The 22,539-nt window shown below is 66.9% G+C and carries 10 protein-coding genes; all 10 read right to left on the reverse strand.

Annotated elements, in window-relative coordinates:
* Positions 1-119: 119 nt before the first annotated feature.
* Complete coding sequence (locus tag AU252_RS03765; RefSeq protein WP_058929572.1) at positions 120-4,565, reverse strand: FtsK/SpoIIIE domain-containing protein; 4,446 nt, start codon at positions 4,563-4,565, stop codon at positions 120-122.
* Positions 4,562-5,266 carry a hypothetical protein gene (locus AU252_RS03770; protein ID WP_058929573.1) on the reverse strand — a complete coding sequence of 235 codons (705 nt, stop codon included), beginning with the start codon at positions 5,264-5,266 and terminating at the stop codon, positions 4,562-4,564. Before AU252_RS03770 ends, AU252_RS03765 begins: the two co-directional genes overlap by 4 nt.
* 61 nt (positions 5,267-5,327) lie before the next feature.
* Positions 5,328-7,136: a serine/threonine-protein kinase gene (locus tag AU252_RS03775; RefSeq protein WP_058929574.1), complete on the reverse strand. Its 1,809-nt coding sequence runs from the start codon at positions 7,134-7,136 to the stop codon at positions 5,328-5,330.
* Complete coding sequence (locus AU252_RS03780) at positions 7,133-8,938, reverse strand: FHA domain-containing protein (RefSeq protein ID WP_058929575.1); 1,806 nt, start codon at positions 8,936-8,938, stop codon at positions 7,133-7,135. Before AU252_RS03780 ends, AU252_RS03775 begins: the two co-directional genes overlap by 4 nt.
* 1 nt (position 8,939) lies before the next feature.
* Complete coding sequence (locus AU252_RS03785; RefSeq protein WP_058929576.1) at positions 8,940-9,842, reverse strand: PP2C family protein-serine/threonine phosphatase; 903 nt, start codon at positions 9,840-9,842, stop codon at positions 8,940-8,942.
* Positions 9,839-11,314, reverse strand: coding sequence for an RDD family protein (locus AU252_RS03790; protein WP_058929577.1), 1,476 nt, complete (start codon positions 11,312-11,314; stop codon positions 9,839-9,841). Before AU252_RS03790 ends, AU252_RS03785 begins: the two co-directional genes overlap by 4 nt.
* Positions 11,311-13,917, reverse strand: a complete 2,607-nt coding sequence (locus AU252_RS03795; protein WP_058929578.1) for a transglutaminase domain-containing protein — start codon at positions 13,915-13,917, stop codon at positions 11,311-11,313. Before AU252_RS03795 ends, AU252_RS03790 begins: the two co-directional genes overlap by 4 nt.
* Complete coding sequence (locus tag AU252_RS03800; RefSeq protein ID WP_058929579.1) at positions 13,914-15,245, reverse strand: DUF58 domain-containing protein; 1,332 nt, start codon at positions 15,243-15,245, stop codon at positions 13,914-13,916. The genes AU252_RS03795 and AU252_RS03800 overlap by 4 nt, the downstream gene beginning before the upstream one ends.
* 53 nt (positions 15,246-15,298) lie before the next feature.
* Entirely contained in the window at positions 15,299-16,270 is a 972-nt protein-coding gene (locus tag AU252_RS03805) for an AAA family ATPase (protein WP_056348155.1), read from the reverse strand.
* 64 nt (positions 16,271-16,334) lie between these two features.
* Positions 16,335-22,517, reverse strand: a complete 6,183-nt coding sequence (locus tag AU252_RS03810; protein WP_083510246.1) for an Ig-like domain-containing protein — start codon at positions 22,515-22,517, stop codon at positions 16,335-16,337.
* Between the last annotated feature and the right edge of the window lie 22 nt (positions 22,518-22,539).

Here is a 22,539-nt window from a genome sequence, read left to right on the forward strand (position 1 = left end):
ACCTTTTCGACAGCGCCGCGCACCCCCCTGCCGCAGCGAACAGTGTTTCCGGTAGTCTCCTACAACGCGGCACGGGCCCGCAAATCCAATGGATTTACGGGCCCGTGGGAAGCAACGGCTCAGCCCCTGTTTTCCGGCGGCAGCGCAATCTGCAGTTTCCGTGCTTTGCCGCGGCCCACGATGTAGCCGCGGCCCGGTATGAACTCCGGGCTGACCCGGCCCAGCGACGTGTTGAGCAGGCTGTCCCCTTCGATGTCGCCCGGGTTGATGAGCAGGCCCCGGCGTCCGGATTTGAAGGGCTGCGACAGCGACCAGGCGGAGGACCAGGTTGATGTTTCCGATTCCCCGATGACCCACTGATCGGCCTTGATGGACGCCGTCACGAGCTGCGAAACGCGCGATTCCACCACGGTATCCGTGAAGTCGGTCAGGCCCTCGATGAAGATCGCCAGCTTCCCGGGGTTCCCGGAAGAGTGCTCCGTGAGGTCCTCGATGATCTCGGCCAGGTCATCGGCACCCACCACGGACCGGTTCCAGAGCGGCAGCGACGCCACCGCGGACCGGCGGGAGCCGATGTACACCAGCTCCGTGTCCGGGTTGGACCGGCGCAGCGCGTAGGCCAGGGTCACCAGCGCCACCGTCCTGCCCGCCCCTGGCGGACCCGCCAGAAGCAGCGGTCCCTGGGCCATGATCTCGGCCGGCTGCAGGGTTTCGTCGTCGACGCCGATGACGGGCAGGTCCGGGCTGCCGGAAGGCAGCACATCCAGGTCCACCTGTTCCGGAAGCCGCTGGATTTTTGGTGCCGATTCCAGCCCCTGGCGCAGCATCGCCTGGCTGAGCTTGTGGACTTCACGGGCCTGCAGCGCCAGGTTGGAGTTGCCGCCCAGGACGGCCAGCTGGACCTCGTAGCCGCCCAGCATGCCGCGCCCCGGCGGCGAGGAGCTGGTGAGGACGTCCTTGGCGACGTCCATGGACATGTAGTCGTCCTCGGACGTCAGCCGCAGCACCAGCCGGCGCTGGATGGAAGCCAGCAATGTCGCCGGTACGGCGTTCGGCCGGTCACCGGTGACCACCAAGTGGATCCCCAGGGGACGGCCGTCGGTGGCCAGCTGCAGGAAGACGTCCCAGAGTGCGGACAGGCGGCTGAATTCGTACGTTTCGCGGAACGCCGATATGCCGTCCAGCAGCACGAAGATCCGCTTCTCGTCCGGGCGGTTGGCCAGGGTCCGGTATTCCACGATGGTGGAGGCTCTGACCTCGGCGAACCGGGCGGACCTTTCGTCGGCGATGTCCCGGAGCAGGCGGAGCAGCCGGCCGACGCGTTCGACGTCGTCACCGTTGATGATCTCGCCGACGTGCGGCAGCTCTTCGAGCATCTTCAGCCCGGAGGAACCGCAATCGATCCCGTAGATGTGCACGGGCCCGCCCCGGGGCGTGACGGCGGCGGCAATCGCAATGCCGCGCAGGGCAGCGGATTTTCCGGAGCCGCCTGTGCCGTAGATGGCCATGTTGCCGTCCTGGTCCGGCTCGTAGAACACCGTGGGCTGTTCCTGGCGGGCGGGATCATCCGCCACACCCAGCAGCAGCCGTTCGTCCGTCCGGGGGTTCGGGAGCTTGGAAAAGTCGTACGTCTTGGCCAGCTCGTCCAGCCACGGTTTGCGCGGCGGCCGGATGGCCAGGGATTCCGCGGCCCTGACGATATTGGTGGTCATCCTGGCGATGTCGTTGGGGCCGGCCGGAGCTTCCTTGACGGGCTTCTCGGGGGCGGGCGCCTCCCAGCTGGGCCCTGACCCGAAGGCCATTTCCACGATGTCGATCTGCGGACGCTGGGGCTTCTCCGTGGTCCAGCCGCCGGCATAGCCGGTCTGGAACCCCTGGATACGGCCGGGCCCGGTCTTGGCGGCGCCGCGGCCCGGGATGGACGGGTCGAAGTAGGCCGCATCAGGCACGCCGAGGATGTCGGTGGCGTCATCCTCATCCGCCATGCGCAGGGCGACCCGGAGGTTGGTGTTGGCGCGCAGGCTGTCCTTGATGACGCCGGCGGGACGCTGCGTGGCGAGGATCAGGTGCAGGCCCAGGGACCGGCCACGGGCGGCAACATCCACCACACCGTCCACAAATTCGGGGACCTCGGTGGCCAGCGCCGCGAATTCGTCCACAACGATGATCAGGTACGGCGGCGCCTCCGGGTCGGCTTCGCGCTGGAGCCCGAGCAGGTCCTTGGCCTTCTTGCGGTTCAGCAGGTGTTCGCGGTAGTGCAGCTCCGCACGGAGGGAGGTCAGGGCACGGCGGACAAGGTGCTGGGAGAGGTCGGTGACCAGGCCCACGGTGTGGGGCAGGCTGAGGCAATCGGCGAACGCCGCCCCACCCTTGTAATCCACAAACAGGAAGCTCACGCGGTCCGGGCTGTAGGCGGCAGCCATGCCCATGACCCAGGACTGCAGGAACTCCGATTTGCCGGCGCCGGTGGTGCCGCCCACCAGCGCGTGCGGGCCTTCGTTCTTCAGGTCCAGGTAGAGCGGCTCGATGCCCTTGGAACCCACCAGGGCCCGGAGGGTACCGTTGTCCTTCCGGTTGGGAACCGCGGAGGCATGGACTGAATTGTTCTCCACCCAGCGCTCCGCCACGGCCTGCGGGTTGTCCAGGAAGTCCTTGCCGATCAGGGTGGCGTAGGATACCGCACGCGGCAGGTCGGAGTCGTCGCTGACCGGCTTGCCAACGTCCACCACGGGCGCCAGCATCCGGGCCAGCTGCGCGGCCAGGTCGGCGTCAAGGCTTTCGCAGCTCACGGGATACGTGTGCCGTCCCAGCCGCACCTGCCCGGTGGTGGTGCCGTTTTCGCCGTCAACCACCATAAAGTCCCGGCATGCGGCCGGGAGTGCCTGGATGTCGGTGGCCACCCACATCACGTGGACGCCGGAGTCCGGTCCGCGCTCGGCGAGGCGGGTCAGCCTGCCCCGGTCCACCGGAGCGTCGTCCTCGACGATGACCAGGACCGCCGGCAGCACCGGGACCGGGATCTCGTCCTTGGCAGGGTCCACGGATCCCCGGTGTTCGGGGGTGGAGCGCTTGGCCATGGCTTCGCGTGCGTCGAGCAGGTCCTCGAGCCTGGCCACGAGGGAGGAGCCGCTGGCTGAACCGGCGGCCAGGTGGTCGCCGTTGAGGGGGCTGTGGCCGGAGCCCACGTGGGGCAGCCACTGCAGCCAGTCCCAGCGCTGCCGGGATTGCGCCGACGTTATGGCCGTCACCACGGCCTCGGCCGGCGAGTGCAGGCCCACGAACTGCAGGACCATGCCGCGGGCAACGTCGTCAACCAGGCCCCGGGCTCCGGCCACGCCGAAGGACCCGGCCGTGCGCAGCTGGGAGACCACCGGGACACCCTCGATGTCCCTGAACTGCTTCAGGCAGTCCTGGATCTCGCGCATGAATTCAGCTTCGGTGTCGTTGCTGTGGGGTTCCTCGAACAGGATGCGAGATGTACTGGTGCCGAGCCCGAACCGCAGGCCCAGGAAACCGGTGTGCTCGGGGCGGTGGGTCCACAGCAGCGGACCGAGTTTGTAGATGGAATCCACGGTGTCGCTGACCGATGGTGATTCCTGCAGGCGGACCGCGCGTTCCACGTGCTGCAGTTCGGTGATGTCCTGCCGGAACGCAGCCATGGACTCCCGGAACTGTTTGAGCTGTTCCTTCTGCTGGCGCCTGGTCTGCATCTTGTGGTCCACGTAGTGACCCACAATGAACAGCGGCATCATCATCATGAACACCACCGAGAGGATGTTCCGCGTGACCGCGAACATGATGCCGCCCATCAGCAGCGGCGCCATCAGCATGATGTACGGGAACGGCTGGTGGTCCGGACGCTTGGGTCCGGCCGGTGGCACGCGCTTGGGCGCCTCAAAGCGGGGAACCACCCGCGGGGAGCGGTTGAAATCGACAAGGGGCGACGTCGGGGCTGCCGCCAGGTTGCGGCCCAGCGGCACCACGGTCACGGTGGTCTCCCCCAGCGTCACCGTGTCCGAGGAGTTCAGGGTGGCCCGGGTGACCGGCAGGCCGTCCATCAGGAGGCCGTTGGCGGAGTTCGTATCCACGATCTCCACGCTCTCGCCCACGGTGATGCGGGCGTGGCGTTTGGAGGTCAGGGGGTCCGTGAGCCGGATGTCCACGTCCCGGTCCCGGCCGATGTAGCTGGTGCCGGAAGGCAGCGAAAATTCCTGGCCGACGTCGGGCCCGGAAAGGATCCGCAGGGTGGCTGCGGCGGGTCCGCGGTTGGCGCCGGGTGCGTTGAAGAGTTCGCTGACCTCGGTCAGGGACACCACGGATCCCGGCCGCAGGCCCGATTCCAGGAGGTTGTCCGTGCGGGTCAGGACGCTGCCGCGCATGCCGCCGCCCACAAAGGCCTCGTCGATGCGCAGCGATAGGTTTTCCGGTGCCGGCGATCCCTTGCGGTCGGGGTCCGCGACCCAAAGCTGCGTGGCAATATCCGCCACCGTGGCCAGGCCGTCGACGGTGACGGCCAGGTCCTTGGTTTCCGCCGGGTCCCGGCGGAGTGTCAGCCGGATCCTCATCCTTCGTCCACGCCCCTCATCTTTTCTAGTAAGTGCAAATCATCGGGGGTGACCAGGTGGGACGTGACGGCGTGTTCGACGAGCCTCGCGCGCCGGTTGGTGGCCAGTTTCCCGCCGCCGCCGCGGAGGCCCACCACGCCCACGCGGTCAAGTTTGTCGCAGACGTTATCGAGCTTTCGGTTGAACCGGGTGAGTGCCCAGCCCAGGGTCTTGGCCGCTGCGGCCGAGGACGGGATGGCGCTGAATCCGGTCCCTTCCCGCCGCAGCATGGGTTCGGCCAGGGCCACGATGAGGGCCTTCTGAGAGTCGGTGAAGACCACGGGGCCGATGGTGGTATCGCCGTTGCTGTCATCCTCCCGTGATTCCTGGCGGAAGGACGGCGTCTTGAGGTGGACGGCGAACTCATACGTGGTGGGCCCGGCGGTGAAAATGACGTTCGTGTGGCTGAACACCAGCGGGATGCGCGCACCCGGCGACAGCCAGGCCTGCATCCCGCCGGAACCGTCGGCGACGGTGGCGGACAGCATCCCGCCCACGTTGCTCAGCCACCAGATCCCGTCGTAGCGGGCCACCTGCAGGAACTGGCGGTGAAGGTACGGGTTGTCGTCCACCTCAAGGTCGCCTTCGCGGCCGATGTTGAAGATTTCCTCATCGGACGGTTCGTACCATTCACCACAGAAATCTATTGCTAGATCCCCCATTTTCCGTGCCTCCTCGTCGGGCTCTGCCCGCGTTCACTAACGGTTCCGGTCTGCTCTGCCGTCACTTGCGGATGCAGGCGATCGAGTCTTCTTCCAAAGGTGAGAACGCGCCGTCGCTCCTGACGATCATCACCTGGACACACGTGGGTTCCGTCGGATTCAACGCAACCTGGGCGGTTGGCTCGGCAGTGGACTGGTATTCGCCGTTGTTGCCCAACGCGTAGACCCGCCACTTATACGCGTCGCCCGACTTTGGCTGCGGATTGGTCCACGTGAACGTCGCCTTGCCGGCGGCGTCCACAGTCCCCGCCAGATCCGCGACGTCGGGAACTGTCCCGTTGTCCAGGGCATCCGCCGGCGGTTTGCTGACCTGGCCGGTCTCTTCGACCTTCGGCGCCGGGGCTGATGACGCCAGCACGATTCCGACAATGATGGCGAGGACCAGCAGCGTTCCGCCCGCGGCGGCGAGCCACACGTTGCGCCTGCCGTGGTCGGGCGCCGCCTCGGGGGCGGTTTCGGCGACCGGGGCCGGCCGGCTGATCGTCGCGTCGATCTCCGGATCGGCCCGCCCCGCCCGGTGGCCGGGCAGGCCGGTTTGCTGGCCGGCCTGGGCGGGAAGGGGCCCGGGACGCTGGACGGTTGCGTCCGGCGCGGAACCGTACTCGGCGGCCGGTGCACTGCCGCGGAGCATCGTGGCATGGGCCCACTCGCCTGCGGAGTTGCTGCCAGCCTGCGTGCCGCCGTCGTCCAGTTGGCCGTCCTGGCCGGCAAACAGGTTGCCCGGAACCTGGGGCCGGGGTCCTGCCGGGGCCGCAGCCGCAAGGGCGAAGCCGCCAGCCGGAAAACCCGACGGCGTCGCACCGGTTCCGGGGCGTTGCGGCCGGGTGCGTGCCGGGAAAGTAGGGGCGCTGCCGGTCCGCTCCGGGTCGATGGACGCGATATTGCGGACGCGGGTTTCCTCGAAGCCGTCATCCGGGTGGTGCTCTTCCAGCTGCTGCTCTTCGAGTACCTCGAAGGGCGTGACCGAAAGGTTCAGTTCGGCCTGGATCCGCTGCAGGGCGAGGGCAAACGCGTGGGCTGAGGAGTACCGGGACGCCGCGGATTTGGCCATGGCCGTCGACAGCGCCCGCTCCAGTGACTCCGGAACGTCGGCCCGGCCCAGGCGCGGCAGTGCCGCGCTGGTGATCCGCGAGATCAGTTCGCGCTGGGAATTATCGGTCCCGGGCATCACGAACGGCGACCTGCCGGCCAGCAGTGTGTACAGCGTGGCGCCCAGCGCCCAGACATCCACCATCACGCCGTCCACGGGGCCGTCCGCGAACTGTTCCGGCGGCGACCACGGAATGGACATCCCGGCGTCCTCGTCGGCGTCGCCGCCCAGGGTGCCCGAGATTCCGAAGTCCGTCAGGGCCGGCCGGTTGTAGTCCGTCACCAGGATGTTGGCGGGCTTGATGTCCCGGTGGGCGATGCCGGCCCGGTGGGCGGTCTCGACGGCCGAGGCCACTTGGATGCCGACGGCCAGCACCTCATCAACGCTGAAGCGCTGACGGCGGTACCGGACGTCCAGGCTGGGCCTGGAGCAGTACTCCATGGCCAGGTAGGAGTGACCGGCCTCGGTCACCTCGGCCTCGAAGATGGTCACAATGTACGGGTGGGAGGAGAGCTGGGCCATCAGGTTGGCCTCGGACTCGAACCTGCGCCGGGCACCCTCGGTCTTCAGATCCGACAAAAGGACCTTGACCGCCACTTTCCGGCGCGGCCGGTCCTGTTCGTAGAGATATACGTCCGAGAACCCGCCGGAGCCGAGCAGGTTGATGTACGTAAACCCCGGAATGTGGGGCGGCGGCGCAACCGGCCGTTTGGAACTCAAAGAATCTCCTCAAAACGCAGTGAGACGTCGTCACCCAATTCGGCGATGTCGCCGTCGAGCAGGATGGCCATCTCGTTCTGGGCCAGGCGGCGGGGCGGCTGGCCCTCGCGGACCAGGACCGTGCCGTTGGTGGCCTTCAGGTCGCAGAGCATCACGTGCCAGCCTTCGAGCCGTACTTCCACGTGGGAGCGCGAGATGTCGCCGCTGGGGCTGGCCACCTGGACCAGCCGCGGCATCACACCGCCCTGGACCCGGGAAACGGACGGCTGACGCCCGATGACCAGCGACTGGTCAAGGTCAACCAGTGCACCCGTCGAGACCCGCATCCGGCCCAGCCGTGGCCGGGCCACCTGAACGGCATCGGCGGGCAGCGGCGAGCCGCAGGCAGCGCACTGCGCCTGGGTGGGCGGATTGGCGTGTCCCCGATCGCAGACCCGGGCCAGCACCAGGGGGCCTGCGGCCGAATCCGGCTCCGGAACCGGGGCGGGATGCGCGGCCATTCCGGCGAGGTCGCTCTTCATGATCGTGTGGCCGTCGTGGTCGCCGTCGAAGGCGTCCGGGTCTGCTGCCGGCTGCCCTGCGTGCACTTCTGCCCGGACGTCCGCCGGGGGCTGATTCAACAGGGGCTGATTCAACGGGGACAGGTTCGACGGCGGCAGAATCAACGCCGGCAGATTGGACGACGGCGCGGCCTGGGCAGCAGGTGTGCTCCCGCCGGTCCGCCACGGGACCGAGTCGATGAGCCCGCCGATCGTCCGGGCGGCCGCTGCGGCCGCAGGCGGTGTGGCAGGTGGACGTGCGGGTTCGTGGGCGGGGTGTGCAGGAGCCAGGCTGGCCGCTGCCTCCGGCTGTCCTGGAGCGTTCGCCTCTGCCGCATCGACCGGTGCCGGAGACGCGCCAACATGTGCCGCGGGGACGGCGTGATCTTCCTCTGGTTCGTCCCGGACTGCTGCGTCCTCGATGCTGCGGACAACAGTCCGTTCCCAGAGGTGGTCGTAGCTGCCGGTCATTTCGTGGGCCGGGACCTGGTCAGGATGGGCGGTGCGTTCCGGGGCGGGCTCCATGTCCGGCTCGGGCTCCGTTGCTCCGGCTGCAAAGTTGGCGTCATCATCCATGAGCCCCATCACCGTTTCGGCGGAGACCTCCCGGTCATATTCCCTCACCGCCTCCCGCCCTGATTCAGCCGCCCCCTCAGGTGCAGTTTCCGGCGCCGGTTCGGAGTCAGGCTCCGCTACCGTTTCAGTGACCGGTTCAGCGTCCGCTACGAGGACGACGCCGCCGACAGCGGTGGGTGCCTCGACCTCAGCGGGCGTGGCAGCCGGAGCCGCCACCTCGTCCACGGGAATTCCGGTGAGCGACACTGTCAGCGACTCCAGCAGGACCACGCCTTCGCTGAGCGGCAACACGTTCCCGGCCTGGCCGTCTCCGGGCTGGCCGTTTCCGGCCACGGTGAGGCGGTACCACTCGGGGGTGTCCAGGCGGCGCTCCGTCCAGGTGGTAACATCCCGCCCGTTCAGCTCCACGGGGCCGCCGGGCAGCTGCACGGTCAGGTCCAGGTTGCCGCGGAGGAAGATCCGGAGCGCGTCACCGGAATCCACTATCCCGAACGACGGTATCTTTGCCAGGGAAACGCCGAAGCTGCTGGTGACGGCGTGGAGCACCTCGTGGACTTCCGGGGCATCCTCCAGCAGTTCCCACAGGGACTGGACCAGGGCGGGCGGGGTGCCGGGTCCTAGGAGGACCACCGTGTTGGCTCGGACAACGCCCAGCCACGTGCCCGCGGTGTATGTTGCGGTGGCCATCTCAGCGTTCCCCGCTTTCGTCGTCCTGGCCGGCCGGCCGGCTGGCGTCAACAATCTGTCCCCGGGGCAGTGTGACCTCCTCCGCAGCATCAGCGGCGGGGCGCGGCGCAGTAGTGGCGATGCCGCCGTCGTTCATGACGTTCCTGGCGTCCACCACAATGACGGTGACGTTGTCCCTGCCACCATTGCGGAGCGCAGCCTGGATCAGGGCATCCACCGCGTCCTGCGGGTGGCCCACGGTGCTCAGGATCCGGGAGATGTGCTCGTCCGTGAGTTCGCCATTAAGTCCGTCGGAGCAGACCATGATCCGGTCGCCCTCCTCAACGGGCAGGAGCCAGTAGTCAGCTTCGATCTCGTCCCCAGTGCCCAGCGCCCTGGTGACCACGTGGCGGCGGGGATGGACGGTGGCCTGCTCGGGCGTGATTTCACCGGCATCCACGAGTTCCTGGACCTCCGAGTGGTCCACGCTGACCTGTTCAAAGTGTCCTTGGCTCAGCCGGTACGTGCGGGAATCGCCGATGTTCATGACCAGCCAGTACGGCATGCCCATCTGTTCCACCACCACGGCACCGGTGAGCGTGGTCCCGGCGCGGGCACCGGTCACCTCCCGGATAGAACTGTCGGCGCGGAGCAGGTATTGCTGGAGCACTGCCGCCGTGACGCTGCGCTCCCCGGTGGCCAGCTGTGGCATGGCAGCGAGGGCGCGGACGCACATACCGCTGGCAATCTCGCCGGCTTCGTGTCCGCCCATGCCGTCGGCCACGGCGAAGACGGGGTCGGAGGCGATGAAGGAATCCTCGTTCAATTCCCTGCGCAGCCCGCGGTCCGTTCCGTAGCCGTAACTCAGGCTGAGGCCGGTTCCGTGGTCTGCGTCAGCTGGGTCGCTGGCGGGCTGTGAGTTCATGCTTGTCCTAGGTGGAAGGAACGGTCACCAAAGTGGACAGTGGATCCCGGGCTGACAAAAGCGGGCACGCCCGGCTGCAGTGGGGTGCGCCGTCCGTCCGGTGTAGTGACGGCGCTGCCGTTGGTGGAGTTCCGGTCCGTCACCCAAATGCCGGCACCGTCGGTCAGCAGGTGGAGGTGCGTCTTGGAGATCGAGCGGCCGGGATCACTGACCGCCAGGAGCTGGGCCTGCTGCTCCCCCGCCTGGCCAAGGGGGTTCCTGCCCAACAGGACGTTGCGGTCGAGCTGGAAGTCCCGGCCGTCGTCGAGCTTTATCCGCAGTACGGCGACGGCCGCTGCATACGCTGCCCCGCCGCGCATCTGTGTGCGGTCGAGGTCGTCATCTGGATGGAACTGGGCGCCCGGCGCGGGAACGGCAGGGGCCGCGTACGGGACATGCGGCTGGAAAGGAGTGGACGACGGCGGCGCGTCCGGCTGGGGTGCGAACGGCGGCGGCGCGGCTGCCGGTTGAGACGTGTACGGCTGCGGGGCGTACGGCTGCACGGGTTGTTGGACCGGCGGCTGCTGGGCGGACACAACCTGGGGCGGCTTTGCGGCCCCCGCCACAGGCGACGCGACCTGCTGGACAGGCGGGAGGTCCAGGGGCGCGAAACTGTACGGGCCCTGGATGCCGCCGGACGTGATGGGGTTCCGGCCGTCCTTGACGTCGAACACCAGCGTTTTGGCCACGGTGTCATGCCAGCCGCGGAGCCCGCCGTTGCGGTCCCAGGTGTTGGAAACCACCACCAGCACGGCCCACACCGCGCCGACCAAGAGCAGCGGTCCGAGGATAAAGACAGCCACATCGAACCATTTGAAACTGACGATGGCCACGGCGGCCAGGAGCGCCAGGACGATGCCCGCGCCGGTGATGAGGCCGCGCAGGAACACTCCCCCGGCGCCGGGGGCGTAACCATCCTTGTCAGCGCTGCGGATGCCCATGACGTGGTTGCCGAGGGTCTTCCCGGACCGGCCTTCCATGCCCACCAGGACCGCCAGATAGACCAGCGTCAGTCCCAGGCCGATGCTGCCGAACAGCACCAGCGAACCGGTGTCATAGATGATGAAGCCGCCGCTTTGGGTGCGGGTGATTCCCGCGAATCCGATGGCGAAAGTCACCACCAGGACCGCGACGGGGGCCAGCCAGTCGAGCACTGCTGCGCCGAGCCGTTTCCCCGCCGTGGCCGGAACAAGCTCAAGATTGGCTGCCATTCCCGTTCCTCCCCCTGGAGCCGTTTGTTCTACCGGGATAGTACCGGGATTCTGGCTGGCGTGCGCCGCCGCACGCTCCATCATGGCCCGCTGTGCATGGTCCACGTTGCGTCCGCTGCGTGCCGCCCTGTTGGGCAGCGGAGCACCGCACGCCGGACAGAACGTGGCGCCGCCCCGGATCAGTTGCTGGCACTGCTGGCAGCGCTCGGCCTCGTTCATCATGAGTCAGTGGGGTTCTTCCTGCCAGGGTTCCGCATAACGGTGGACTCATCAGGCTCGGAAGCCCCCGCCGTCGTCCGGGGTTCGCTTCCCTGTGCTGCCGGATTCGGGGTTCCGGCAGCGTCCGCGCCCGTCCCCACCCTACCGGTGGCGGACCCCCATCCGGGGGAACCCTGGCCGGACGGACGCACCAGCGGGCTCAGCCCGAGCCTGGTACCGCGCAGCTTAAGGGCGTTGCGGCCATCAGCCAGCAGCGACCGGGGCGAGAAGCGGGCCTGCTGGCGGCGCCAGAACCCCAACGTCCCGGTCATCTCCTTCAGCGAGCCGTCCACGATGGTCCAGTATTCCCGGACCTCCTCCTCGCTGGGCTGGCCGGCGCCGAAGATGGAGGCATCCGCACGGTGCGCCAGCATGGTGGTGGTCTGCCCGGTGGCCGGGAACGAGTCAGCAAGCACCACTGCGCTTTCGCGACGGGTTGCACGGGTGTCGATGCCGGCGCCCAAATCCGTGGCGAGGCTCACCACCTCGTTCCAACCGCCGCCCACACGCTGGGCCGGGTGCCCCTCCGTGAGGCGGGCCTTCCGGCGTCGTGATTTAAGGAGCGCGATCAGCAGCAGCGGCAGGGCAAGGATGGACAGCGGGATCAGGGCAATGCCCAGGGCCCCGAGCAGGGCACCCCAGAAGAGCCACGGATTGTTTTTCTTCTCGTCGGCGTCCAGGGCGTCCGGCGAGGAATCCGGCGGCAGATCGGCCGGTTCCTGCGGCGGGGGCGGCGGCTGCAGCACCTGGGGCTTGGGTTTGGACTTGTTTTCGGGGTCCGGCGGGATGGGGACGTTGTCCTTGGGCGGTGTGGGGTCGAAGCTGACCCAGCCCACCCGGTCGAAGGCCACCTCAACCCAGGCGTGGACGTCCTTGCCCGTGACCTCTACCTCGCCGGCGCCGTTCTCGGGGCTGGTCGGCTCGGGGTAGAAGCCCATGACCACGCGTGACGGGATGCCCAGGTGGCGGAGCATCAGCGACATGGACACGGCATACTGCTCGTCGTCGCCGAGCATCTGCTTGGCGGTCAGCAGGTTCCTGATCCGCGACGAGCTGTGGCCGGAAACGCTGGGCAGCTGGCCGTCAGCCACCAGGCCGTTGCTGAAGGCGCCCGTCTTTTGGAAATGCGCCTCGATCTGGCGGACCCGGTCGATCGCGGTGGGCGCATCGGCCGAGAGGTCGTTGGCCTGTGACCCCACCACCGGCGGGACCTCGACGGCGTCCGGCAGCGTAATCTTCGCGAAGTCGTACTGCGTCAACTGACCGTGTTCGAGCTTCACGGGATCGGACACCTGGACGCTGTAGGAATCGCCCTTGGACAGGCCCTGCGTGGTCACGGCCGTGTCTGTGCCCGCGTTGAAGTACAGGCCCGACGCCGCGGCGGAGGCGCCCTGGTCAAAGCTCAGGCCGGTGGTCTTCCGGCCTCCCGGGACAAAGTAGCCCTGGTAATCCTCGATGGTGATGTCGATGGAGTAGTCATTCGAGGGGACGATGCCCGAGGTGTCGGCCAGGGTGTTGATGGACTCGGTGTCGCCCACCTTGCTGAAGCTGCCGGAGCCGTTGGGATCCATGTTGTAGTTGGTGCCGTTGAAGGCATCCAAAGCCCCCAGCCGGACACGGCCGTCCCGGGGCAGTCCTTTGACCACGAACAGGGTGTCGTCTTTCTTGTCCTTGACGAACGTCCGGAAGCTTGCCAGGGGCGTGACGTAGTCCTTGGGATCGAACGGCGGGACCACCACGTTGCGCAGGACCTTGCGGTCACCGCCGGCGGTGACCAGGGGTGCCGCCACCGCGGTGATGGCGACGCTTGCGGCGATCACGGCGGCTGCGGTGCAGAGCCGGCGGAGTTTGGCCCGCTGGGCTGTGGCAGCGTCGGTCTGCGGACGGTTGACTGAGACTTTTCGGGTGTCGCTGCGCCGCAGCGCGTCGCGACGGAAAGTGGCCCAGGCAATCGCTATGACGGTGAGCCCGATGCCGCGCTCCACGGTGAGGAAGGCAGCGTTGGTACTGAAGGCGATGCCCGTGACGAAAAGCACCAGCACGGGAAGCAGTGGCCAGTACGGGGTTTTCAGCCGCCACGTGAGGATGCCGGCAACCAAGGCGGTGAGCAGCGAACTCAGGAACGGGACGATCAGGACGCCGCCGGCAGACCCTACCGGAACGCCCACCGTGAGCATGTCCTTCCAGGCGAACACGACACCCAGGAGCAAGGTCCGCAAGGAGTCAAGGCTGGGCACAAAACCGGCAATTGCCGCATCCGGGACTGCGAGGAGCGTGCCGAACACCAGGTACGCGCCCAGCGCGAGGGCGGTGGTGATCAGCAAACCCAGGCGCAGGTGCGCGTTGGCGGCGGCGATGCCGAGGCCCAGGAGGATGCCGCCGAAGCCCGACACCAGATAGTAGGGGTCTCCGCCGAAGCTGAGGCTGAAGCCCAGCAGGCCCAACCCCAGCAGGACGGTGAGGGCGCCGGCGTCGAGCACAAAGTGCCAGACCGGCTGGCCGTCGGCGAAGGATGATTCGTACTGCCGCTGCTGCGGGCGTGGCCGGAGGCCCGGTACGGAGCTCATGCGGCCGCCTTTCTGAGGACGATGGCGAGGTCAGCGAGGTCGCCGAGGGTCAGCACTGTCAGGTCTGCGATGTTGGCGCGGCCCGGTGCAGCCCCGATTTGGAGGCGCACGGCCAGGCTCCTGACGCCGAGCGGCACGGAGGCCGCGGCCGATCGGAGCTGGGAGGGTGTCACGTTGCTGCCCACCACAAAAAAGACCACCGACGCGTTGGGGACGGTGTCGGCCAGTGTCCGGGCGAGGTCGACGGCGGTCCGGCGCATGGGTGCCCCGGCGATCCGTGTCATGTCATCCAGCATGTTCCGCCCGGTTTCACAGCGCAGCGGCCCCTTTTGCGTCAGGACGTTCAGCTCGCGCTGCTCGCGGATGGCCTGCCGGCCGATCGAGGCGGCCGCTGAGATGGCCATTTCGAATTCCTGCTCTGAGGCGTACTCGTCCGTGTTGATCGACAGTGAGATGGCCAGGTGGGCGCGCCGGGTCTCCTCGAACTGGCGCACCATCAGCTTGTTGGTCCGCGCGGTGGTCTTCCAGTGGATGTGCCGCCGGTCATCACCCGGGACGTAGTCCCGCAGGGCATGGAAGGACACGTCCGCACTGGACAGGTCGGTGGTGGGCATGCCCTCGAGGTCGCGGATGAATCCCGCCGCGGAACCGGCCAGGGCCACTGTCTTCGGGTGCACGAACAGTTCCTCCGGTTCCGTCCACAGCACCTGCCGGCGAAGGAGGTGCAGGGGGTCGGCCCGGACGGAGCGGACAGGTCCCACCACGATGACGGCGCGGCGGGCGGTTGGGATGGTGAACAGGTCCTCGTGCACTTGCGCGGGCTTCATCCTGGGCAGGTGGAAGACGGCGGTCGCGTTGCCCACCGGCAGTTCCAGGGCGGCGGGCAACAGGGGCCTGGCCGAGGTGTTGGAGACGGCGATGCTTCCTACCGCACTGTCCCCGACGGCCACACGGGTCCGGGCGAGGTCCAGGATCACGCCGTAGGATGACCGGCCCAGGATGAACCCGATGGCGATCAGGAAAAGGACAAACGCCGCGATGGCCGCCGCCTTGGCCTCCTGCCAGCCGAAGGCCTGACCGGCAGTCCACAGCAGGATGGAGGCCGCCAGGACGGACCAGCCCAGGACACTGACCACCGAAAGGACAGGCCACACGTAGCGCAGCCACAGGCCACGGACCTTCTCCCACGCCGGGGTGAGGGCGAGGGCGGCGGTGCTGGTGGCTTCGGCCCAGACGGACGAGGGATGCAGCCTGGTGGGTCTGCCGTCCCGGCGGAAGGGTTGCCGGAGACGTTCAGCAAGCCGGGTCAACGGAGTGCTGCTGGACATAAATGTGCCTTTGTTCGTGCTGGTCAGTGGTGGTCTGGAGCTCCGCCGGAGCGTCAGACGGCGGCGCGCTGCTGCGGTGCCGCGATGTCGGATAGCACCCGGGCCAGGACGGCCTCGGGGGTGGCGCCGGAGAACTCGGCCTCCGGATCCATCACGAACCGGTGCGTCCACACCACGGCGGCCAGTTCCTTGATGTCGTCCGGCAGGACGAAGTTGCGTCCCTGCCCCGCGGCCCAGACTTTTGCGGCGCGGACCATGGCGATGGCGCCTCGCACGGAAACGCCGAGACGGGTCTCGGGTGCGTTGCGGGTCTCTTCGCAGAGCCGGGAAATGTATTCGAGGACCGCCGTGTCCACGTGCACGGTGGCAGCGAGGTCAGCCATGTCCGCCACGGCCTGCGTGGTGATAACTGCGGAGATCTCCTTGGAGCGGTCTTTCAGGTTCGAGCCGCCGAGCAGCTGGACCGTGGAGGCGTGGTCCGGATAGCCGATGGAGGTCTTGATCAGGAAGCGGTCCAGCTGCGCCTCCGGCAGGCGGTACGTACCGGCCTGCTCGATCGGGTTCTGCGTGGCCATCACCATAAACGGCCGGCCTGCCTCGTAGGTCACGCCATCCACGGTGACCCGGGATTCCTCCATGACCTCCAGCAGTGCCGACTGGGTCTTCGGCGAAGCGCGGTTGATCTCATCGGCCAGCACGATGTTGTTGAAGATCGGTCCCTTGTGGAACTCGAACTTCTGCGTCTTCTGGTCGTAGATGGTCACACCCGTGACGTCCGAGGGCAGGAGGTCGGGGGTGAACTGGATGCGGTTGTTGGACCCCTGGACGGTGGCGGCCATCGCCCGGGCCAGCATGGTCTTGCCGGTGCCGGGGGCGTCCTCGAACAGCACATGGCCCTCAGCCAGCATTGCGGTGAAGGTGAGCCGGATGACGTGGTCCTTGCCGAGCACCGCCTGTCCCACGTTTGCAACGAGCTTGTCGAAAGTGCCTGCAAACCATTCGGCCTGCTCGGTGGTCATGGTCATGAAATGAGTCCTTTTCTTGTGGTGCGGGTCTGATGAAGCTGGAGTGGACGGGCTGTGTGGACTGTCAGCATCTGCCGACGTCCGGACCGCTGATATCGATAGTGGCGAGCTTGACGTACCAGCCCGAGTGGGGGCCCCCGTCCATGCGGTACCACTTGTAGTAGGACGCCGGGTTGGACGATTCGCTGGAGCCGTAAATGTTCATCCAGCAGGCGCTGGGAATCCAGCCGTCCGAGGTGGACACCCAGTTGGCGTCGGATGAACCGCAGCGCGCGTCCCCGCCCACATTGCTGTAGCGGTCCGGGACTCCGGGCTTGCCCGGGCAGCTGTTGTTGTCGCCGGGCTTGACCCTCACGGTGGTAACCGGCGGGGTGGGATCGGCCCCGGACGTGGAGGTGACGGGTCCGCCGATGGCACCGTCCACAATAGTCACTGCCTTGACACGCAGCGTGCGGTTGTTGCCCCAACCACCGCCGGGGGCGTCGAAGCTCCTGGCCTGCCCCACGTTCTGCCAGCCGCCACCGTCGACGCTGACCTCGTAGTGGTTGAGTGGTCGGCCGTTGGTGTTGGGTTGGTTCCAGGACCAATGCACCTGGCCATCGCCCTTGGGCGAAGTCATGCCGTTCACGTTGGGTGCGTTCGGCGGAGCGTAGGGGTTGCCCGTACCGATGGCTTTGGCGTCCCCGGACACGTTGTTCTTGGTGGACGTCGCGATGATGGTGACCGTGATGTCCCGGCCGTTAGTGAGGCCACCGATGGTTCCGCCGCCGGCCTGGATGCTTCCTGACTTGCCGTCTGCGTTGTACGTGTACTGGATTTCGGTGTCCGTCGAACCATTCCGCTGAGCCTGGGTCAGCGGCGTAAACGTCACGCGGAGCTGGCCGCTGTTACCGGTGTCAGCCACGGTTCCGCTGCTTACCTGGCCTGGCTTGCCGGCCGCCCGGATCTGGGCCGACGGGTTGCTGGTGGCGCTGGTGCCGGCCTTGTTGGTGGCCGAAACGGTGAAGGTGTAGTTGCTCTCGGAGTTGTCCACGGTGACGTTCTGCGTGGTGCCTGAAGCTACCGGCTGCGTGGCAACCACCGCCCCGCCCTGCAGGGTGGTCAGCGTGTAGGAGGAGACGGCGTCGCCGTTGTTGTTCGGCGCCGTCCAGCTGACTTTCAGCTGGCTTGTGGATCCCACCTGGCCCGCCTGGGTCGCCGTCGGGGCGGCCGGGGTGGCAGGGACGCCCGCCGGGACTTCGGCTGCCGAATACGGGCTCCACTCGGACGGATCCTTGGCATCATTGCGGGCCAGGACCCGGACCTTGTAAGAGACGCCGTTCTGGAGTCCCTTCCAGACATAGCTCACCGCTGCCAGGTTCTGGATCTGGGCGTTCTGTCCCGGCGGGGCCGGCGAGATTTCCAGATCGTAGGACTTGACGGGTGATCCCTTGCTGGCCGGTGCCACCCAGTTCACGGAAAGCTGCTTGTCACCGAACTTCAGCGTGGGCGCCAGCGGCGTGTCCGGCTTGACGTCCGGGCGGACCTCGGCGGAGGCCGGGGAACGTTCAGATTCGCCGAACTCGTTCGTGGCCGTGACTTCGAAGTGGTACTTCGTGTTGTTGACCAGCCCGGTCAACGTGCAGGTGTTCGCCGGACAGTCCTGCCTGAAGCCCGATTCGCCGTAGACCGAGTACTTGGTAATGGGCGCACCGCGGTCTGCCGGGGCAGACCAGTTGAGCAGGGCAGTTTTGTCGCCAACGCTCTGCGCTTGCGGGGTAGTCGGTGCCAGGGGCTTGTCCTTGACGGTAAGCCGGATTCGCGCCGTGGCATTGCGGGAATCGTCTCCCGTCTTGTCTGCCACCGTATAGGCAACCACCATGGTCCCGGTGAAACCGGACGACGGCGTCACCGTTACCGAGTCGCCGGACACCGTTGCGCTGCCCTGGCCCGTCTCGGTTGATGCGGAAATAATCTTCAACGCAGTTTCGGGGAACGGATTTGAGTCGTTGGCCAGCACCTTCACGGTGACCGGCTTCCCGGCGGCCGCGTTCGGCTCCAGGTCGTCGTTGGCCACCGGCTTGGGCCGGTTGGAGGCCGTGACAGCCAGCTGGTAGGTGGCCGTTGCCTCCAGCCCGCGGGAGTCCTTGGCCTTGATCTGGACCGCACCGGTGGTGCCGGTGGCGGTGGCGCCGTCCACGGATGTCTTGAGGATCTTGCCGTCTATCCGGGCACTAAAGCTGGCCGGGCTGCCGCCCACCAGCTCGTACTTCATGTTGTCCAGATCATCCCTGTCCGGGTCGGAAGTCAACCGGCTCAGGTCCAGGTCCGCAGACTCGCCCTTCGGCACGTCAACGTTCGCGCCCAGGAGTTCCGGCGCGTTGTTGCGGTTGGGGTCCGGCAGCACCTTGGTGCGGATGCTCAGGGTGGATTTCAGCCCTGCAGGATCATCCGGCCCGGTGCCGTCGGTAACCTCAAAGCTCAGCGAACCCGGGCCAACGTAGTCGACGCCGGCGGTGTACTTCAGCGCCGTTCCGTCACCGGAAACCGGGTTGCCGCCGTCCGAACCGATGAGCTTGATCCGGTCAGTCTGCGTCAGGCGCGGTGAGCGTCCCTCCCGGACCTTGACCCATTCCTTGAGGTCAACGTTCACGGATTGTCCGGCGATGACCTCAATAACCTCGTCTTTGGCGAGGGTGGGAACCTGCTGCCCCAGCCCCGGCGCCCAGATGATGGCTGTGGACTTTTGGCCGTCCACGTCTTCGACGGTGTACGGGATCAGCTGCGGCTGTTCGGTCAGGTCTACGAGCATGGTGCCGTCAGGCCCCGGGCGGGCGGTGAGGGACTCGGTGCTGAGCTTGAGGTTCTCGCCGACGCCGTCGGGGTCTTCATCGTTCTTGAGGACCGGCACGTCCACGGCAGTCTTGCCCATCGCCTGGGCCGAGGTGACCCGGTCGTCGCGGGCAATGGGCGCCTTCAGCGGAACCTCGTTGTCCACCATCACGCGGATGGTGGCTTGGGCGGTGGCGTCGCGGTCGTCGGCGATGGTGTACCGGACGTTGACCGTCCCGGCAGCGCCGGGAGCGGTCAGGATGATGCGGCCGCTGGTCTTGCTGACGGTGGCCTGGAGGGCGTCGTCGGCCTCGATACCGTCTGTGAGGATGCGGATAATGTCGCCGTCGGGATCAGTGTCGTTGCCGGTGGCGTCGACGGCGATCTGCCGTCCCGGCCGGACCTTCACTTCGTCATCCACGGGGGTGGGGTTCTGGTTCGTTTCGCCACGGGGGGCGATGCCCACCGTCACGGTTCCGGTGTTGACGGCGCCCTGGCGGTCCACCACCTTGTAGCGGAACGTATCCGTACCGGCGCCGTCGCCGGCAGCGGTGAAGTCAATGAAGTTGCTGCCCACGGTGGCGGTTCCCATGGCCGGCGTGCTGTCAATACCCGTTAGCTGAACGGAGTCGCCGTCGGGATCGATGCCGTCCAGCGGAACCGGGATGCGGACAGAACCGGCGGCAACCACACGGGCGGTGAGATTCTGAGGCTGGGGCCTCGAATTCTCGGCCCCCTCCAGCGGAAGGATGTGGATGGTGACGGCGGCAGCGCTCTTCTGCCCCTGCGGGTCCACGGCATTGTAGATGGCGCGCACCGTCTTAGGCTGCGGCCCGGCGATGAAACGCAGGGTGTTTTCCGAGACGAAGCTCTTGCCGTCCAGTTCGTCCACGGCTTGCGGCAGGATGGGGTCCACGCTCAGCTCCAGGCCCTGCGGGTGCGTGTCGTTGTCCAGCACCGGTATGGTGACGACGTCGTTGACCCTGACGTTCACTTCGTCGGGTTTGGGCTGGGGGGCCTCGACGACGGCGGGGGCCGGGACGGGGATCACGGAGACGCTGCCGGTGGCTGACTTCTTGCCGTTGGACATGGTGTATTCAAAAAGGAATGGGTCCTTGGTGCCCAGCACATCGGTGATGCGCAGGACGCCGTGGTCGATCACGCTGACCGAGGCCGTGGTGTTGTCCGGGAGTTTCACGGACTGCAGCACCAGCACGCCGCCGGAAGGATCCGAGTCGTTGGCCAGCGGGTCAAGCAGCACGCTGCCTCCGGTGGGCATCAGCGCAACGTCGTGGACGGCCACGGGGTCGCCGGCGTCCTTGCCGGACTCCACGTCAACGCGGATCAGGCCCTGGCTGCTCTGCGGGCCGTTGCTGGCGATGTAGGTCAGGTAGACGGGACCGGGAGTGGTGCTGCGGAACGTGAAGGTACCGCCGTCGGTGACCGGGCCCAGTTCGGCAGGACCGTTGGCCTCCACCTGCGCGAGGCGGAGGGCGCCGCCGTTGGGATCGACGTCGTTTTTCAGGGGTGCGATGACCAGGTCCTGGCCCACCACGGCAGTGACGTGATCGGCGTTGACCACCGGCGCCAAGGCGCCCGGCGGCTGGACGTTCACCACGACTTTTCCGGTGACCGTTGCCCGGCCGTCCCAGATGGTGACTTCCACGTTCTTCTTGCCGGCGGTGGCTCCGGAGTCCTGGAACGTCAGCAATCCGTCACGCCGGACCTTGACCTGGTCCTGGTCGTTGTCTGCCTTGGCGTCCAGCAGGACGAGGTCGTCGCCGTCGGGATCCACCCAGTCGGTGAGGATGTTCTGGCTGACGGTTTTGCCCTGTTCCACCAGCATGGTGGTGGAGTCTCCGCCGCGCTTGAATGCGGGCGGCTTGTTTTCATCGGCTGCCACCACGTTGAGCGTGACCTGTCCGCCGGCTGAAAGTCCCCGGCCGTCGGCGGCGTTGTAGCTGAACGTTTCGGCGCCAGGCCTGGCGTCCGCGGGAACGGAGATCTGGAACGCGGTGCCGCCGTAAATGCTTTCCACTGTTCCGGCTTTGGGCCCGGAATCGCCGACGGCGGCGGTCAGGACGTCACCGTCAGGATCGGAATCGTTGTCCAGGACGCTGAGGATGGTGGTCCGCCCCGGACGAACGCCCAGGGTGTCCGGTTTGGTTTCCGGCGGCCGGTTGGGTTTGGTGCGGTCCGGCAGGACGTTGATGGTGTTGTTGTCCGCCGATTCCTGATCCTGCTCATCGGATTCGTTCTTCGGAGGAACAACGTCGTCCCAGTTGTTCACGAGCTGCATGTTCTGGTTCACCAGCCACACATTCCCCGAATTCACATCGTTCAGGACCACCAGGTCCCGGTTCACCCGGAAAACGTACGACGGCGACGCACTCGCCTTGGGCACGTCAACGTTCTTATCATCAGCATCATTGGTGCAGTCACGGACATACTTGTTCGCCCCGGACCACGCAGCATGCACACACCCGGCCAGCTGCACCGGAGCCGCCGGCACACCCTCACCATCAAACGTGACCGTCTTCGCCGTCGAACCATCCAACGGCTGCTTCAACAACGCCTTCTGCGTCGAAACCGCCACAAAATCACTCGCCGGACCGCCCTGCTGCAGCTTCGCATCCCGCGCATTCTCCAACTGCAGCCGCTTACCGCCCGGCAGGAACAACTTCCCCGCAGCAGCATCCAACACCACCGGTTTATCCCCCACCACCGTGATCTGCAGGTCCCCTGCACCCTTCAGCTCACCCCACATACTCGAATCGGTGGACACCACTTCGCCGTTCGCGTCCACAGACGTGACAGTCACCGCGCCCGTCTTGGGGTCCGCACTGTAGATCCGGTCATCGGTACCCACTGCGGAGACCAGACCTTCGGAACCCACCATCACAGGTTCGGATGCTTCCTGGTCAAAACCATTAACGGTGGACGGCGACACGGCCCAGACCTTGCCTGATGCCGCGTCCGTCACTGAGATCACGCTGGCGCCGAAGCTGACATCCGCCGAACCCGGAAGCTGCTTGTCCCCGCCCAGGCGCATGTTCGCCGGCGAGACCTGGTTCAACGTCGAACCCGTCTCATCATCCACAAACACATCCCCGGAGCTCTGGAGAATATCGAAAGTCGTACTCGCCGGCGTCACCGCACCATCCAAAACCCGCGACGGATAATTCAGCCGACCCACCGCATTCTTGGATTTACTGACTACCCACACGCCGCCGTCGTTCAACTCCACCTCAGTGGTCTTGAACCCCGGATAGATGATCGCACCGGTCACCAGGACAACCACAGCAGCAGCAAGAGCCGTCCCCGCAACGCCGCGGGAGCGCAGGATGCCGCGGCGGGTGGTCCAGCCCGCGCCGTTTCCTGCGCGCGCATTTGTGGCACGCGGATTTGTGGCGCGCGCCGTTCGGCGAAGTTTCATGACCGGTATCTCCCCAGATAAG

This window comes from Pseudarthrobacter sulfonivorans, from assembly GCF_001484605.1.
In the GTDB taxonomy this organism is placed as follows: domain Bacteria; phylum Actinomycetota; class Actinomycetes; order Actinomycetales; family Micrococcaceae; genus Arthrobacter; species Arthrobacter sulfonivorans_A.